Source organism: Paracoccus wurundjeri (assembly GCF_030678915.1).
Taxonomy (GTDB): Bacteria; Pseudomonadota; Alphaproteobacteria; order Rhodobacterales; family Rhodobacteraceae; genus Paracoccus; species Paracoccus onubensis_A.
In genome coordinates this window covers 88,426-104,117 of record NZ_JAUUTZ010000012.1, presented here as the reverse complement: position 1 = coordinate 104,117, position 15,692 = coordinate 88,426, and the positions used below count along the sequence as shown (strand labels likewise).

Annotated in this window: 14 protein-coding genes; 13 read left to right on the top strand and 1 reads right to left on the bottom strand. The window is 60.8% G+C overall.

The genetic code is table 11. The features are described from left to right. Positions 1 to 166: 166 nt before the first annotated feature. Entirely contained in the window at positions 167 to 1,243 is a 1,077-nt protein-coding gene (locus Q0601_RS13460; RefSeq protein ID WP_370656136.1) for an AbrB family transcriptional regulator, read from the top strand. A gap of 152 nt (positions 1,244 to 1,395) precedes the next feature. Here the strand turns inward: Q0601_RS13460 and Q0601_RS13455 are convergent, their stop codons facing one another. Next, a complete protein-coding gene (locus Q0601_RS13455; protein ID WP_305290361.1) occupies positions 1,396 to 2,187 on the bottom strand; it encodes a DeoR/GlpR family DNA-binding transcription regulator in 792 nt (263 codons plus the stop codon). A gap of 139 nt (positions 2,188 to 2,326) precedes the next feature. Between Q0601_RS13455 and glpD the strand changes: the two genes are divergently transcribed. The 12 genes from glpD (at position 2,327) to Q0601_RS13395 (ending at position 15,651) form a co-directional block, all read left to right on the top strand. Beyond that, the gene (gene glpD, locus Q0601_RS13450; RefSeq protein ID WP_305290360.1) at positions 2,327 to 3,877 is read left to right on the top strand and encodes a glycerol-3-phosphate dehydrogenase; all 1,551 of its coding nucleotides are present in this window, start codon (positions 2,327 to 2,329) and stop codon (positions 3,875 to 3,877) included. Then, positions 3,874 to 4,941 (top strand): ABC transporter ATP-binding protein, encoded by a 1,068-nt coding sequence (locus Q0601_RS13445; RefSeq protein WP_305290408.1) that lies wholly within the window; start codon positions 3,874 to 3,876, stop codon positions 4,939 to 4,941. The genes glpD and Q0601_RS13445 overlap by 4 nt, the downstream gene beginning before the upstream one ends. Positions 4,942 to 4,957: 16 nt before the next feature. After that, entirely contained in the window at positions 4,958 to 6,049 is a 1,092-nt protein-coding gene (locus Q0601_RS13440) for an ABC transporter ATP-binding protein (protein ID WP_305290359.1), read from the top strand. After that, entirely contained in the window at positions 6,049 to 6,909 is an 861-nt protein-coding gene (locus tag Q0601_RS13435) for a carbohydrate ABC transporter permease (protein ID WP_305290357.1), read from the top strand. The genes Q0601_RS13440 and Q0601_RS13435 overlap by 1 nt, the downstream gene beginning before the upstream one ends. After that, positions 6,909 to 7,730 (top strand): carbohydrate ABC transporter permease, encoded by an 822-nt coding sequence (locus tag Q0601_RS13430; protein WP_305290355.1) that lies wholly within the window; start codon positions 6,909 to 6,911, stop codon positions 7,728 to 7,730. The genes Q0601_RS13435 and Q0601_RS13430 overlap by 1 nt, the downstream gene beginning before the upstream one ends. Before the next feature lie 201 nt (positions 7,731 to 7,931). Further along, positions 7,932 to 8,231: a DUF2160 domain-containing protein gene (locus Q0601_RS13425; protein ID WP_305290407.1), complete on the top strand. Its 300-nt coding sequence runs from the start codon at positions 7,932 to 7,934 to the stop codon at positions 8,229 to 8,231. A gap of 23 nt (positions 8,232 to 8,254) precedes the next feature. Continuing rightward, a complete protein-coding gene (locus Q0601_RS13420) occupies positions 8,255 to 9,967 on the top strand; it encodes an ABC transporter substrate-binding protein (RefSeq protein ID WP_305290353.1) in 1,713 nt (570 codons plus the stop codon). A 256-nt stretch (positions 9,968 to 10,223) separates the two neighbouring features. Next, positions 10,224 to 11,579, top strand: a complete 1,356-nt coding sequence (locus Q0601_RS13415) for an NAD(P)-dependent oxidoreductase (protein WP_305290351.1) — start codon at positions 10,224 to 10,226, stop codon at positions 11,577 to 11,579. Positions 11,580 to 11,613: 34 nt separating this feature from the next. Further along, positions 11,614 to 12,912 (top strand): NAD-dependent dihydropyrimidine dehydrogenase subunit PreA, encoded by a 1,299-nt coding sequence (preA, locus tag Q0601_RS13410; protein WP_305290350.1) that lies wholly within the window; start codon positions 11,614 to 11,616, stop codon positions 12,910 to 12,912. Positions 12,913 to 13,073: 161 nt separating this feature from the next. Beyond that, entirely contained in the window at positions 13,074 to 13,811 is a 738-nt protein-coding gene (locus Q0601_RS13405) for an SDR family oxidoreductase (RefSeq protein ID WP_305290349.1), read from the top strand. Positions 13,812 to 13,845: 34 nt separating this feature from the next. Beyond that, positions 13,846 to 14,604 (top strand): HpcH/HpaI aldolase family protein, encoded by a 759-nt coding sequence (locus Q0601_RS13400; RefSeq protein ID WP_305290348.1) that lies wholly within the window; start codon positions 13,846 to 13,848, stop codon positions 14,602 to 14,604. A 15-nt stretch (positions 14,605 to 14,619) separates the two neighbouring features. Next, entirely contained in the window at positions 14,620 to 15,651 is a 1,032-nt protein-coding gene (locus Q0601_RS13395; RefSeq protein ID WP_305290347.1) for a glucokinase, read from the top strand. Positions 15,652 to 15,692: the final 41 nt, after the last annotated feature.

Below are 15,692 nucleotides of genomic sequence, written 5' to 3'. Positions count from 1 at the left end.
TTTCTTCTTTGCGGTAAATACCTCGGGGGTCCGGGGGGCAGCGCCCCCGGCCATCGCGGGACGCAAATAGCCGACGTTTCCGATTCAGCTCGGCACGCTCTAATAATTTCACGGACGATATCGGTATCACTTCCGTTTTTGTATCCAGAAATATACACGACTGGCCATGACATCCCGTTCCGACAATCCACGCCCCATCCGGAGGCGAAAATTGCCAAGACAGGTCCTGGCACTGGCGATTTCCGCCATGGGAACAGCCCTGTTCCATCAGCTTGGCCTGCCGCTGCCCTTTCTTTTCGGCCCGCTTTTCGCCTGCCTTGCCGCCGCGCTGCTTGGTGCGCCGCTGATCGGGACGGGGCAGGTCGCGGTCGGGGCAAGGACGATTCTCGGATTGGCCGTCGGCGCCTCGATCACCCCGGCGGTCATGCAGCAATTGCCGCAGATGGCGGCCTCGGTGATCTTTGTTCCGGTTTATGTGCTGCTGATCGGGCTGATCGGCATCCCCTTCTTTCAGCGTGTCTGCGGATTTGACCGGGCGACGGCCTATTATGCCGCAATGCCTGGCGGGCTTCAGGATATGGTGGTCTTCGGACAAGAAGCGGGCGCGGATGTGCGCGCTTTGGCACTGATCCATGCCACGCGCATTCTGATCATCGTGACGATCGCGCCGCTGCTTATGGTGAACCTGTTTCACGTTACCCTGTCCAATCCCATCGGCGCACCCGCCCGCGATGTGCCGCTCGACCAGCTTTTGCTGATGGCAGCCGCCGCATTTCTGGGCTGGAAAGGCGGCGAGCGGATCGGGCTTTTCGGTGCGGCCATTATCGGGCCGCTGATCGTGGCGGCGATCCTGTCCCTGAGTGGCATATTGCATCAACGCCCACCCGCCGAGGCGCTGAACGCCGCACAGTTCTTTATCGGCAGCGCAATCGGGGTCAGCTATGTCGGCGTCACCCTGCGCGAGTTGCGCAAGGACGTGCTGGCCGGAATCGCTTTCGTCGTGATTCTCGCGATTCTTGCCTTCATCATGATGGAGATCGTCGTGCAAGCGGGCTTTGCCCAGCCGATCGAGGGCTTCCTGTCATTTACGCCGGGCGGTCAGGCCGAGATGACGGTGCTGGCGATCATTTCCGGCGCGGATCTGGGATTCATCGTCGTGCATCATCTGGTGCGGCTGATGGTGGTCATCGCGGGCGCGCCGATCATGGCCCATCTCATCGGCCTGCGGGCGCGGCGGGAATAGCCGCTTCGGGTTGGTGCGGATAAATTCCGAAACATTGTCTTTAATGTATACTCCCTCACGCGGGAGCAAGGGCCGCAGATCCGCCGCGCAGCGCTCGGCCACGGCCCGGCACAGCGCGGCTCTGACCGGCTGCGGAATCCGGTGTTTCCAGATTAGCCTGACGTGCTCTGCCCATCCGCTCCAACCCCCGCCACAATCACCCGCGTCTCCCATTCCCGGCATTTCCCGGTCAATTCACCGGGCAAGGGCCGATCCACGAATACCGTATCGAGTTCCGCCATGGAAATGATCCTGACGGGGGCGGACCGTTCAAGCTTGCTGATATCGGTCACCAGAAAGGTCTTGCGTGCCAGACCTGCGATGGCACGGCTTACCCGCACCTCGGCCATGTCGAAATCCAGCAGATCGCCATCCGCATCCAGCGCCGAGGTGCCGATAATCGCGTAATCCGGCTTGAACTGCGCGATGAATTCGCTGGTCAGATCGCCGACCAGCCCCCCATCCGAGCGGCGCAGCGCACCGCCCGCCACCATGATCTCGCAGCTTTCATTGGCGACAAGAATATTGGCGACATTCATGTTGTTGGTGATGACCGTCAGGTTGCGATGATGCTGCAATTCGCGCGCCACAGCCTCGGTCGTGGTTCCCAGATTGATGATGACCGAGCAATTGTCGGGAATCTCGGCAGCACAGGCCCGGGCGATTGCCGCCTTGGCGTCTTCATTCATGCGGCGGCGTTCCTCATAGCCGATATTGCTGACGCCGCTGCGCATGACCGCCCCGCCATGAACGCGGTCCAGCATGCCGTGGTCGGCCAGTTCACCCAGATCGCGGCGGATGGTCTGCAAGGTCACGTCGAAACGCTCGGCCAATTCGTCCACGCCGACACGACCCGTCGCACGGGCCAGATCCAGAATTTCCATCTGGCGAATATTCAGCGCCATTGCCGCCCCCAGTTTCCTGACCTAACGGAACATTTATGCGCGGTTTTTGTCAATTCGAATAGAAACGCAAATCTGCGAAAAATTCCGTTGACAGAACGCACGAGAACGTGATCGGATATTCACAGCTTGGGGGAAGGCGATGCCGGATACAACCGACCTGTTCATTATTGGCGGCGGTATAAATGGCTGCGGAATTGCCCGCGACGCGGCAGGCCGCGGGCTGTCGGTGCGTCTGGCCGAGATGGGTGATCTGGCGCAAGCGACCAGTTCCAAATCGACCAAGCTGTTTCACGGCGGGCTGCGCTATCTCGAATATCTCGAAATCCGGCTGGTGCGCGAAGCCCTGAAAGAACGCGAGGTTCTGCTGCGTGCCATGCCGCATATCAGCTGGCCGATGCGATTCGTGCTGCCGCTTGACCCGGAAATGACCTTCGAGGCGCATACGCCGGTATCAAAGGCGCTGGGTATGCTGATGCCGTGGAACAAGGGCCATCGCCCAAATTTCCTGATCCGCGCGGGCCTGTTTCTGTACGACAATCTCGGCGGCCGGAAGATTCTGCCCGGCACGCGCAGCCTGTCGCTGGAAAACACCGCGGAAGGCGCCCCGCTGCAAGACCGTTTGAAACAGGCTTATGAATACAGCGATTGCTGGGTGGATGACGCAAGGCTGGTGGCGCTGAACGCCCATGACGCAGCGCTGCGCGGAGCAAGCGTCATGGTCGGCGCAGAGGTGGCCGAGGCCGCGCGCGATGGCGATCTGTGGCGCGTGACGCTGATAGACGGGCAAATCTTTCATGCCCGAGCATTGATCAATGCGGGCGGACCCTGGGTCGGGCATATCATCCGGGATGTGGCGCATCTTCCCTCGGCCGAGACGGTGCGTCTTGTCCGGGGCAGCCATATCGTGGTGCCGAAGCTTTACCATCACGACAAGGCCTATTTTTTTCAGGGAAAGGATGGGCGGATCATCTTCGCGCTTCCCTATCAGGATGAATTCACCCTGATCGGGACAACCGACCGCGATCATGACGGCAGTCCGCTGGATGCGGAATGCACGCCCGAAGAACAGCAATATCTGTGCGATTTCGCCTCGGGTTATTTCCGGCAAGCGGTGACACGGGATCAGATCGTCTGGACCTATTCCGGCGTGCGGCCATTATACGACGACGGGGCAAAATCAGCCACGGCGGCGACGCGGGATTATGTATTGTCTCTGGATGACAAGGGCGCGCCCTGCCTGAACGTTTTTGGCGGCAAGATCACGACTTATCGCCGGCTGGCCGAGCATGCGATGGAAAAGCTGACGCCGTATTTCGCGAATGCCGGGCCGGCATGGACGGCGGGCGCAGCTCTGCCCGGCGGAGATTTTCCGGTCGATGGCGTGGCCGGGCTGATCGCGGATCTCCGGGCCGGATATCCTTTCCTGACCGGTGAATGGGCAACGCGGCTGATCCGCGCTTATGGAACGGATGCGCAGGAAATTCTGGGCAAGGCGCAGGAGTCCGCCGCGCTTGGCCGCGATTTCGGCGCGACGCTGACCGAAGCCGAGGTTCGCTGGCTGATGACGCATGAATTTGCCCGCCATGCCAGCGATATCGTCTGGCGGCGCAGCAAGCTGGGATTGCGGATGGATCAGGGCCAGATCGCCGCATTGGAGGAATGGATGAGCGACGCGAGGGCTGCCGCATGACGCTTGAACTGCGCGGGGTCGGCAAGACGGTAGACGGGATGGAGCATATCCATCCGGCCGATCTGACATTGCAGCCGGGCAGCATGAATGTGCTACTGGGGCCGACGCTGGCCGGGAAAACCACGCTGATGCGGCTGATGGCAGGGCTGGACCGCCCAAGTTCCGGCGCCATCTTCTGGAACGGTCAGGACGTGACCGGGCAGCGCGTGCAGGATCGCAAGGTCGCGATGGTCTATCAGCAGTTCATCAATTACCCGTCGATGAGCGTTTACGACAATATCGCCTCTCCGCTGCGCCTGATGAAGGTCGCGAAATCCGAGATCGACCGCCGCGTCCGCGAAACCGCCGGGATGATGCGGCTGACCCCGATGCTGGATCGTCGTCCGCTGGAACTGTCGGGCGGCCAGCAGCAGCGCTGCGCCCTTGCGCGGGCCCTGGTCAAAGGTGCGGGGCTGGTGCTTCTGGACGAGCCTCTGGCCAATCTGGATTACAAGCTGCGCGAGGAATTACGGGCCGAGATCCCCCGGATATTCGAGGAATCCGGCGCGATCTTCGTTTATGCCACAACCGAGCCCGAAGAGGCTTTGCTGCTGGGCGGCAATACCGCAACCCTGTGGGAAGGCCGCGTCACGCAATTCGGCCCGACTCCAAGGGTCTATCGCGCGCCGCAGGATGCCGTGACCGCACGGGTCTTCAGCGATCCGCCGATGAATTTCGCGCCGGTGCGGCTGGAAAGCGGGCAGGCTTTTCTGGGCGCGCTCGCATGGTCCGCCGATCTGCCCGATGGCGCCTATCAGGCGGGCTTCCGCGCTGCCCATCTGTCGCTTACGGAAACGCCGGACGCCCTGCCCCTGCGGGTTGTGCTGGAATCGGTCGAGTTTACCGGCGCGCAGACATTCATGCATTTTCGCCACGGTCAGGATCAATGGGTGGGCCTGATCGAGGGCGTGCAGCGCCGCGAATTGGGGCAGGAACTGACCGTCTGGCTGAAACCCTCGCATATCTATCTGTTCACGCCCGAAGGCAGGCTTGCCCGCGCGGCCCCTTATGCCGCCGCTGCATGATGGCGAGGAGGAAGGAATGACACGGATCACACTGGAAAACCTTGCACATAGCTATCTGCCCAGACCGTCGCATGACGATGACTGGGCACTGAAGCCCATGAATCTGACATGGGAGGATGGCGGGGCCTATGCGCTGCTGGGCGCATCGGGCTGCGGGAAATCGACGCTGCTCAATATCATCTCGGGGCTGCTGGTGCCGTCCAGCGGGCGGATCCTGTTCAATGACCGCGACGTGACCGGCCTGCCGACCGCCGAACGCAATATCGCGCAGGTCTTTCAGTTCCCCGTCGTCTACGACACGATGAGCGTGCGCGAGAATCTGGCATTCCCGCTGAAAAACCGTGGAATGCCCGCCGATCAGATCGCCGCCCGCGTGGACGAGGTGGCGCGGATGATCGGCATGACCGCCGTGCTGGATCACCGCGCACGCAGGCTGACGGCGGATTCCAAGCAGAAGATCAGCCTTGGCCGCGGCATGGTCCGGCAGGATGTCAACGCCATCCTGTTTGACGAGCCGCTGACCGTGATCGACCCGCATATGAAATGGGAATTGCGGACCCAGCTCAAGGATCTGCACCGCCGTTTCGGCCATACGATGATCTATGTCACCCATGACCAGACCGAGGCCCTGACCTTCGCCGATCAGGTGGTGGTCATGCATGATGGGCGGGTCGTGCAGTCGGGCACGCCTCAGGCGCTGTTCGACGCGCCTGAACATACGTTCGTCGGTTATTTCATCGGCTCGCCGGGGATGAACCTGCTGGATGCGCAGATCGACGGGGCGACGGCCCACATCGCCGGGGCGCAGATCGGCCTGGCACATGGTTACGCGCCCCTCTCGGGCAAGGTTCAGCTTGGCATCCGGCCCGAGTTCCTGCGCCTTGGTTCCGGAACCGAAGGACTGCCCTTTACCATCCACCGCATAGAGGATGTGGGCCATCACCGGATCATTCGCGGCAAGGTCGGCGACGCCGATATGAACGTGATCCTTCCGGAAGCGCAGGAAATTCCCGCAGATGCCAGCCGGATCGTCCCCGACCCCGGCCGTGCGCATATCTATGTGGATGACTGGCGGGTCGATCCGCCGGCACGGGAAAGGGCCGCCTGATGGATAAACCCGTCAATAACCGCGCATGGTTCCTTGTCCTGCCCGTTCTGCTTCTGGTCGCCTTCTCGGCGGTGCTGCCGCTGATGACGGTGGTGAACTATTCTGTTCAGGACACGTTCGGCGGCAATCAATTCTTCTGGGCCGGGCTGGACTGGTTCGAGGAGGTCCTCGAATCAGATCGCATCCGGGCCGCTTTGGGCCGGCAAATCCTGTTCTCGGCCATCATTCTGGCGATCGAGATTCCGCTGGGCATCTTCGTTGCGCTCAATATGCCGAAAAAGGGTATCTGGGCGTCCTTCTGCCTTGTGCTGATGGCGCTGCCGCTTCTGATCCCGTGGAACGTCGTCGGCACGATCTGGCAGGTTTTCGGGCGCGTGGATATCGGGTTGCTTGGCCATACGCTGAAACAGCTTGGCATCAACTATAATTATGTGAATGACGCCATCGATGCGTGGATCACCGTGATCGTCATGGATGTCTGGCACTGGACTTCTCTGGTCGCGCTCTTGTGCTATGCGGGGCTGCAATCCATCCCGGACGCCTATTATCAGGCCGCCCGCATCGATCAGGCCAGCCGCTGGAAAGTGTTCCGCTATATCGAATTGCCCAAGATGCAGGGCGTGCTGCTGATCGCGGTTCTGCTGCGCTTCATGGACAGTTTCATGATCTATACCGAGCCCTTCGTGGTGACCGGTGGGGGACCCGGCAACGCCACAACCTTCCTGTCCATCGATCTAGTGAAAATGGCAGTGGGCCAGTTCGACCTTGGGCCGGCGGCGGCGTTCAGCCTGATCTACTTCCTCGTGATCCTGCTGATTTCATTCGTGTTCTACACCGTCATGACGAAAGAGGCGAAATAATGGCCGCAGTCGCCGAATCCAAGGGCAGAGGATCCGCCATCGTCATGGCACTGTATCTGCTGTTCCTGCTATTGCCGATCTACTGGCTGCTGAACATGAGCCTGAAAACCAATAGCGAAATCCTTGGCACGTTCAGCCTGTGGCCGAAGAACCCGACGCTTGCGAATTACCGCACGATCCTGACCGACCCAAGCTGGTATATGGGCTATGTCAACAGCCTGACCTATGTGCTGATGAACACGGCGATCTCGATCACTGTCGCCCTGCCCGCCGCCTATGCCTTCAGCCGCTATCGTTTTCTGGGCGACAAGCACCTGTTCTTCTGGCTGCTGACCAACCGGATGGCCCCTGCGGCGGTTTTCGCGCTGCCGTTCTTCCAGCTTTATTCCTCGATCGGGCTGTTCGACACGCATATCGCGGTGGCGCTGGCACATTGCCTGTTCAATGTCCCGCTCGCGGTCTGGATCCTCGAAGGTTTCATGTCGGGCGTTCCACGCGAAATCGACGAGACCGCCTATATCGACGGCTATTCCTTCCCGCGTTTCTTCGTGCGGATCTTCATGCCGCTGATCGCATCCGGCATCGGCGTGGCGGCATTCTTCTGCTTCATGTTCTCATGGGTGGAACTGCTGCTGTCGCGCACGCTGACCTCGGTCGATGCCAAACCCATCGCCGCGACCATGACCCGCACCGTTTCGGCATCCGGCCTTGACTGGGGGGTACTGGCAGCAGCGGGAATGCTGACGATCATTCCGGGCGCATTGGTGATCTGGTTCGTCCGGAACTACATCGCCAAGGGCTTCGCATTAGGGAGGGTGTGAACCAATGGTTACTGCAAAATGCGCGCTTCTTCTTTGTGCAAATACCTCGGGGTCCGGGGTGGCCCCCCCCCCATCGCAAGATGTAGCCCGAGGAACGATCTGATGCGCCGCCCCCTCAACATCACCTTCACCCTCGCCGCGCTTCTCTGGGCCGGGGTGATCTACTGGCTGCTGCGGCATGTTCCGGTCACGGATGAGGGCATGGACTGGACCGGCTCCATCAATCCCGGCGGCTGGATGGCGTGGACCCTGCCGACCGCTTTGTTCTTCACCGTAATCGCCGGGCTTCTGATCCTGTTCACATGGCTTGCGATCCGCTTCCCCGAAACGCCGCGCAGGGGCATCCTTGGCATCGTGACGACCCGGGGCGACCGGCTGTTCATCAGCCTGCTTGGTTCGGCCTTTCTCTGTCTGATCTGGCTGGCGGTGATGGGAACGCCCCTGTGGGGAGGAGTTGCCTGCGCCCTGATATACGCCGCAGCGGTATTTCGCTGGGTATGAATTAACCAAACCGGGAGGATGACATGAAACTCTACCTGACAACGGCCATGGCGCTTGCGCTATTGGCCACATCCGCGCAGGCGGGGATCGAGGAGGCCAAGGAATTCCTTGACTCCGAGATCGACAATTCGGCCCTGACCCGCGAAGATCAGGAAGCCGAGATGCAATGGTTCATCGACGCCGCCAAGCCCTTCGAGGGCATGGAGATCAACGTGGTGTCGGAAACCATCACCACGCATGAATATGAAGCCAAGGTGTTGGCGCCGGCATTCACGGCGATCACCGGCATCAAGGTCACGCATGACCTGATCGGCGAAGGCGATGTGGTCGAGAAATTGCAGACCCAGATGCAATCTGGCGAGAATATCTATGACGGCTATGTCAACGATTCGGATCTGATCGGCACCCATTGGCGCTATCAGCAGGCGCGGGACCTGTCCGGCTGGATGGAGGGCGACGCCAAGGATGTGACCAATCCGGGGCTGGATCTCGAAGATTTCATCGGCACATCCTTTACCACGGCACCCGATGGCAACCTGTATCAGCTTCCCGATCAGCAATTCGCCAATGTCTACTGGTTCCGCTACGACTGGTTCAGCGACCCCGAAAACCAGAAAGCCTTCAAGGAAGAATACGGCTACGATCTTGGCGTGCCGGTGAACTGGTCCGCCTATGAGGATATCGCCGAGTTCTTCACGGGCAGGGAAATCGACGGCAAGAAGGTTTATGGCCATATGGATTATGGCAAGAAGGATCCATCGCTTGGCTGGCGGTTCACTGATGCCTGGCTGTCGATGGCCGGTAACGGCGACAAGGGCATTCCGAACGGGGTGCCGGTCGATGAATGGGGCATCCGGGTGGATGAAGACAGCCGCCCCGTGGGATCCTGCGTTGCCCGTGGCGGGGATACCAATGGCCCGGCTGCGGTCTATGCGATCCAGAAATATCTGGACTGGATCAACAATTACGCGCCCCCTGCCGCCCAGGGCATGACCTTCAGCGAATCCGGCCCGGTCCCGGCTCAGGGTGAGGTGGCGCAGCAGATGTTCTGGTACACCACCTTCACCGCCGATATGGTCAAGGAAGGCACGCCGGTGATGAATGAGGACGGCTCGCCGAAATGGCGCATGGCTCCGTCGCCGCATGGCGCCTATTGGCAGGAAGGCATGAAGCTGGGCTATCAGGATGCCGGTTCCTGGACGATCCTGAAATCCACCCCGGACGACCGCGCCAAGGCCGCATGGCTTTATGCGCAATTCGTGACCTCGAAAACCGTGGATGTGAAGAAAAGCCATGTCGGCCTGACTTTCATCCGCGAGTCGACGATCCAGCATGAAAGCTTCACCGAACGCGCACCGAAGCTGGGCGGTCTGGTCGAGTTTTACCGCTCGCCCGCGCGCCTCAACTGGTCTCCGACAGGCACGAATGTGCCGGATTATCCCAAGCTGGCGCAGCTTTGGTGGCAGGCGATTGGCGATGCTGCATCGGGTTCGAAAACCCCGCAAGAAGCGATGGACAGCCTTTGCGCCGAACAGGAAAAGGTGATGGAGCGGCTGGAGCGCGCCGGTATCCAGGGCGATATCGGTCCGAAACTGGCCGAAGAGCATGATCTGGAATGGTGGAACAATTATGCCAAGGAAAACGGCACGATTGCACCGCAACTGGCGCTGGAGAATGAGAAGCCACAGCCGGAAACCGTCAGTTACGACGAGTTGGTCAAAAGCTGGCAGGAGTAATTCCGGATCATCGGTCCGGGGGCATTGCCCCCCGGCGCTCCGCGTGTTCGGTGCGGAAAAAGGTCCAGTGGACCTTTTTCCGGGCGCACCTCACCCCGGGATATTTGAGTGAAGAAGGAGCAGATGCACTTTGCCCGATATTCCGGCGCTAACGGGATGACGGGCAAAAATCCTGCGCCGATTTATTTTACCATTTGATAAAATTTCTGACCTGTGTCAGCCTGATTCCATCCAACAGGTGAGCCAGGAGACGAAAATGTCCCAAGCCAGACTGTCCCCGGGCGTCGTGCCCGGTCGCCTGAGTTCCGAGGAACTCGCGGTAAATTTTGCCGATGTCGCGCCTTTGATGGACGATCACGAGGCGCGTATCGCTGCCGATCGATGTTATTTCTGCCATGATGCGCCCTGCGTGACGGCCTGTCCGACCTCGATCGATATTCCGTTATTTATCCGGCAGATCGCGACCGGCACGCCGGATGCGGCGGCGATGACGATCCTGCACGCCAATATCCTTGGCGGGATGTGCGCCCGGGACTGCCCGACCGAAAATCTGTGCGAAGGTTCATGTGTGCGCATGGATGCCGAACAGCAACCGGTCGAGATCGGCGCATTGCAGCGCTATGCTACCGACGGGCTGATGGCGCAGGACGGGCACCCGTTTCGCCGCGCCGAACCAACGGGCAAGCGGATCGCCGTGGTGGGCGCCGGTCCTGCCGGGTTGGCGGCGGCGCATCGGCTGGCCGCCAAGGGCCATGACGTGGTGATCTTCGAAGCCCGCGAGAAGCCCGGGGGGCTGAACGAATACGGGATTGCCAGCTACAAGGCCGTTGACGGCTTCGCGCAGGCCGAGGTTGAGTGGCTGCTTGAGATCGGCGGGATCGAGTTGCGGCACGGGCAGCAACTGGGCCGCGAGATCACGCTTGAGGGGCTGAGGGCGGAATATGACGCCGTGTTCCTTGGGATGGGGCTAAGCGGCGTCAACGCCCTGCGCACCGATGGCGAAGACAAGGATCATGTCACCGACGCCGTCTCGTTCATCCGCAATCTGCGGCAGGCCAGCGATCTGACCGCCTTGCCGATCGGCCGCGATGTCGTGGTGATCGGTGGTGGTATGACAGCGGTGGATGCTGCCGTGCAGGCAAAGCTGCTGGGGGCCGAGAATTCCACCATCGTTTATCGCCGCGGCCAGGACCGGATGAGCGCCAGCAGGCATGAACAGGAACATGCGACCTCTTCCGGGGTGCGGATCATCTGCAATGCCGCGCCGGTGGCTATTCACGGCAATGGCGTGGTCGCCGAGATCGAGTTCGGCTATACGCAGGACGGACCGGACGGGCTGACCGACACGGGCGAGCGTTTCCGCCTGAAAGCCGATCAGGTGTTCCGCGCCATCGGTCAGCAACTCGCGGATGCGCCACAGGGGCTGAAGCTGACCGGCGGCAAGATCGCCGTCACTGCTTCGGGTCGCACCAGCCTGCCCGATGTCTGGGCAGGCGGCGATTGTGCCACTGGCGGCGACGATCTGACCGTGACTGCCGTGGCCGAGGGCCGCGATGCCGCCGAGGATATCGATGCGCGGCTGACGGGCCGCCCCATCGAGATCCCCGGCTGACCCATTCTTGCGCTTATCAGAAGGAGGCTGACATATGGCCGATCTGCGCAGCGATTTTATCGGAATCAAATCTCCCAATCCGTTCTGGCTGGCATCCGCGCCGCCGACAGACAAGGAATACAATGTCCGCCGCGCCTTTCAGGCCGGTTGGGGCGGCGTGGTCTGGAAAACGCTGGGCTCCGAAGGACCGCCCATCGTTAACGTTAATGGCCCGCGCTATGGCGTGGTGCATGGGCCGGATCGTCGCGTGCTGGGGATCAACAATATCGAGTTGATCACCGACCGGCCGCTTGAGGTGAATCTGCGCGAAATCAAGCAGGTCAAGCGCGACTATCCTGACCGGGCGCTGGTCATCAGCCTGATGGTGCCCTGCGACGAGGATTCGTGGCGTACCATCCTGAAACAGATCGAGGATACCGGCGCGGACGGGGTGGAACTGAATTTCGGCTGCCCGCATGGCATGAGCGAGCGCGGCATGGGTGCCGCCGTCGGTCAGGTGCCGGAATATATCGAGATGGTGACGCGTTGGGTCAAGCAATATTCCCGCATGCCCTGCATCGTGAAGCTGACCCCCAATATCGCCGATATCCGCAAACCCGCCGAGGCCGCGAAACGCGGCGGCGCGGATGCCGTCAGCCTGATCAATACGATCAACTCGATCACTTCGGTGGACCTGGATCTTTTCGCGCCGGAACCGACAGTCGACGGCAAGGGCGCGCATGGCGGCTATTGCGGGCCGGCGGTCAAGCCGATCGCGCTTAACATGGTGGCAGAGATCGCGCGGAACGCTGAAACCCGCGACTTGCCGATCAGCGGCATCGGCGGCGTGACGACATGGCGCGACGCGGCTGAATTCATGGCCCTTGGCGCCGGGAATGTGCAAGTCTGCACCGCCGCGATGACCTATGGTTTCAAGGTCGTGCAGGAAATGATAACGGGCCTGCGCGATTATCTGGACGGGCACGAGATGGCGCTGTCCGACCTGATCGGGCGGGCGGTGCCGAATGTGACCGACTGGCAATATCTGAACCTGAACTATGTCACCAAGGCGGTGATCGATCAGGACGCCTGCATCAAATGCGGGCGCTGCTATGCCGCCTGCGAGGATACCAGCCATCAGGCCATCGCGATGAAACCGGGCCGGGTCTTCGAGGTGATCGAAGAGGAATGTGTGGCCTGCAATCTTTGTCTGGATGTCTGCCCAGTCGAGAATTGCATCTCGATGCGGGAACTTGACATGGGAGAGGTGGATAAGCGTACCGGCATTGCCCGTGGCGGTTACGCCAACTGGACCACCCACCCCAACAACCCGATGGCGAAAGCGGCGGAATAGCCGTTTTCCCATTCGGGAACGCTGCTCGCGTTTCTGGCCCGCAGCCCTTGACTTCCGCCGGTCATACGGGCGGATTGGGGTTGTGATTTCGATTTCCCGTGAACAGAGTATGATCGCAGCGCCAATAAGCTGCGGTTTCCGGGGCATAGCAAGGGGCAGGCATGAGTGGCACAATCATCGTAACCGGAGCATCCGGCGGCATCGGCCGCGCCACGGCTAGGCTGTTTCTGCAAGAGGGCTGGCAGGTGGGATTGATCGGCCGCCGGACCGAGGCGCTGGAAGAAACGGCCGATGGTCACGAAAACGCTTTGATCCTGCCCTGCGATGTCGCGTCCGAGGATCAGGTGACGGCGGCTTTCGATACCGCGCTGTCGCGCTGGGGTCGGCTTGACGCGCTGTTCAACAATGCCGGGACCTGGTTGATATCCGTGACGATCGACGAAATCGGCTTCGATCAATGGCGCGAGGTCATGGACGTGAATATCAACGGAATGTTCCTTTGCGCCCGCGCCGCCTTTGCGCAGATGCGGCGACAGGAGCCACAGGGCGGGCGGATCATCAATAACGGTTCGATCTCGGCTCATGCGCCGCGCCCCGGGTCTGTTGCCTATACGACCTCGAAACATGCGGTGACCGGGATGACGCGCAGCCTTTCGCTTGATGGCCGCCCGTTCAATATCGCATGCGGCCAGATCGATATCGGCAACGCGCTGACCGATATGACCGCCGGTCAGGCTCAGGGTTTTTCGCAGGCGGATGGCTCGATACGGCCAGAGCCGACGATGGATGTGCAGGATGTGGCCCGCTCGGTCCTCCATATGGCCAGCATGCCAGATGGCGCGAATGTGCAGTTCATGACCGTGATGGCCACCAATATGCCCTTTGTCGGGCGCGGCTGAGCTAATTGAAAAGCAGGTGAAAGGATGAATGGACATGACGCGTAATCCCCTGAAGGCGGCGTTGAAAGAACGGCGGAAACTGCCGGGCCTGTGGCTTTCCCTGTGTTCGCCCACAGTAACCGAGATCGCTTCGGGGGCGGGTACCGAATGGGTGCTGGTGGATATGGAGCATGCGCCGGGCGATCTTTCGCAGATCGCGGATCATCTGCGGGCGGCACATGGAAGCAATGCCGAAGTGATCGTGCGGCCGCCTTTTTCCGAACAGGTGATGATCAAGCGCCTGCTGGATATCGGCACGCGCAACCTGATGTTCCCGATGATCCAGACGGCAGAAGACGCGCGGCAAGCCGTAAGCTGGACGCGATATCCGCCTCATGGGATTCGCGGCATTGCGGCGTCGGTCAGGGCAAACCGCTATGGGCGGCAGGCGGATTATCTGAAAACCTATACCGAGGATATGACGATCATCGTTCAGGTTGAAACGCCTGAAGCCATCGCCAATATCCCCGAGATTGCCGCCATAGACGGCGTGGACTGCATCTTTGTCGGGCCGGGCGATCTTGCCGCATCGATGGGCCATGCCGGCAATGGGAGCGCGCCAGAGGTACGGGCGAAGATCGTTGAAGCACTGAACCTTATTCACGAGGCCGGCCTGCCAGCGGGCATCCTGGGTTATGGCGAAGAGACCGCTCGGGGCTATCTTGAGAATGACGGTTTCGAGTTCGTCGCCATTGCGGGCGACACCTGGCTGCTTGCCCGCCATATGGATGCGATCGTACATGCCCTGAAGTAAACCGGCTTCGATGGCATGGCAGCGGATCAGAGTGATGTTGCCGCTATCATTCACTCTCGCAACGAGGCGGGAACCGGTTTAAACGGGCTTGGCGAAAAGGTTGATCTTGGGGACTGGTCGATGGTGACATTGCTGGGAGATGTCGGCGGCACGAATGCGCGGCTGGCCATTGCCAGAGACGGCGTGATCGACAATGCGACCGTGACACGGTTTCGCGGCGACGATTTCAGCAGTTTCGACGATGTCATGCGGCAATATCTTGACCAACAGGGCAATCCCCGGATCAATTCGGTCTGTATCGCCGTGGCGGGACCGGTCAGCGGCGGCAAGGCAGAGCTGACCAATCGCGACTGGAATTTCTCGGAAGACAGGCTTGCGCGGCTGACGAATGCGGATCAGGTGCGGCTTATCAACGATCTGACCGCGCTTGGCTATGCGACACCGGCCTTGCGCGGGGACGGGCTGGCCATTCTGCGCAAAGCCCCCGAAGATCGCGCCCGCAACGGGCAAAGTCTGGTCGTCGGATTGGGTACGGGGTTCAATGTCTGCGCCGTCCGCCTGATGCCCGGCGGAATCATCACCGCGCTGGAGGCCGAGGAGGGGCATACGAACCTGCCCGCGAATATCTATCAAAAGCTGGTCGACCTGTTGGGATATGACGCTGCGCAGGGCTTTTTCTCTACCGAAGAGACCTTTGCCGGGCGCGGGCTGGCGCGATTGCACGCGGCGCGGACCGGCAGTGACATCCTGCGCAGCGAAGATATCGCCCGTGCCGCCGGGAACGGAGATGCCGGGGCGGTGGCCACCTATGACCTGTTTACGGAACTGGTCGGCCTGCTATGCCGAGAACTGGCACTGCGCTTCATGCCTCTGGAGGGTCTGTTTCTGGCGGGCAGCGTGGGCCGCAGCATTGCCGACCGGATGGAACGTTTCGAAACCGGCTTTCTGGCCGATAACTATATGCGTCAGATTCCCGAGGCGACGCCGATCTATCTGATCCGCGACGATATGGCCGCATTGCATGGATGCCTTGCCGCAGCAGGCTGACACAAGGGTGTTACCTCTGGGCAGCAATCTGCTGGAACAGT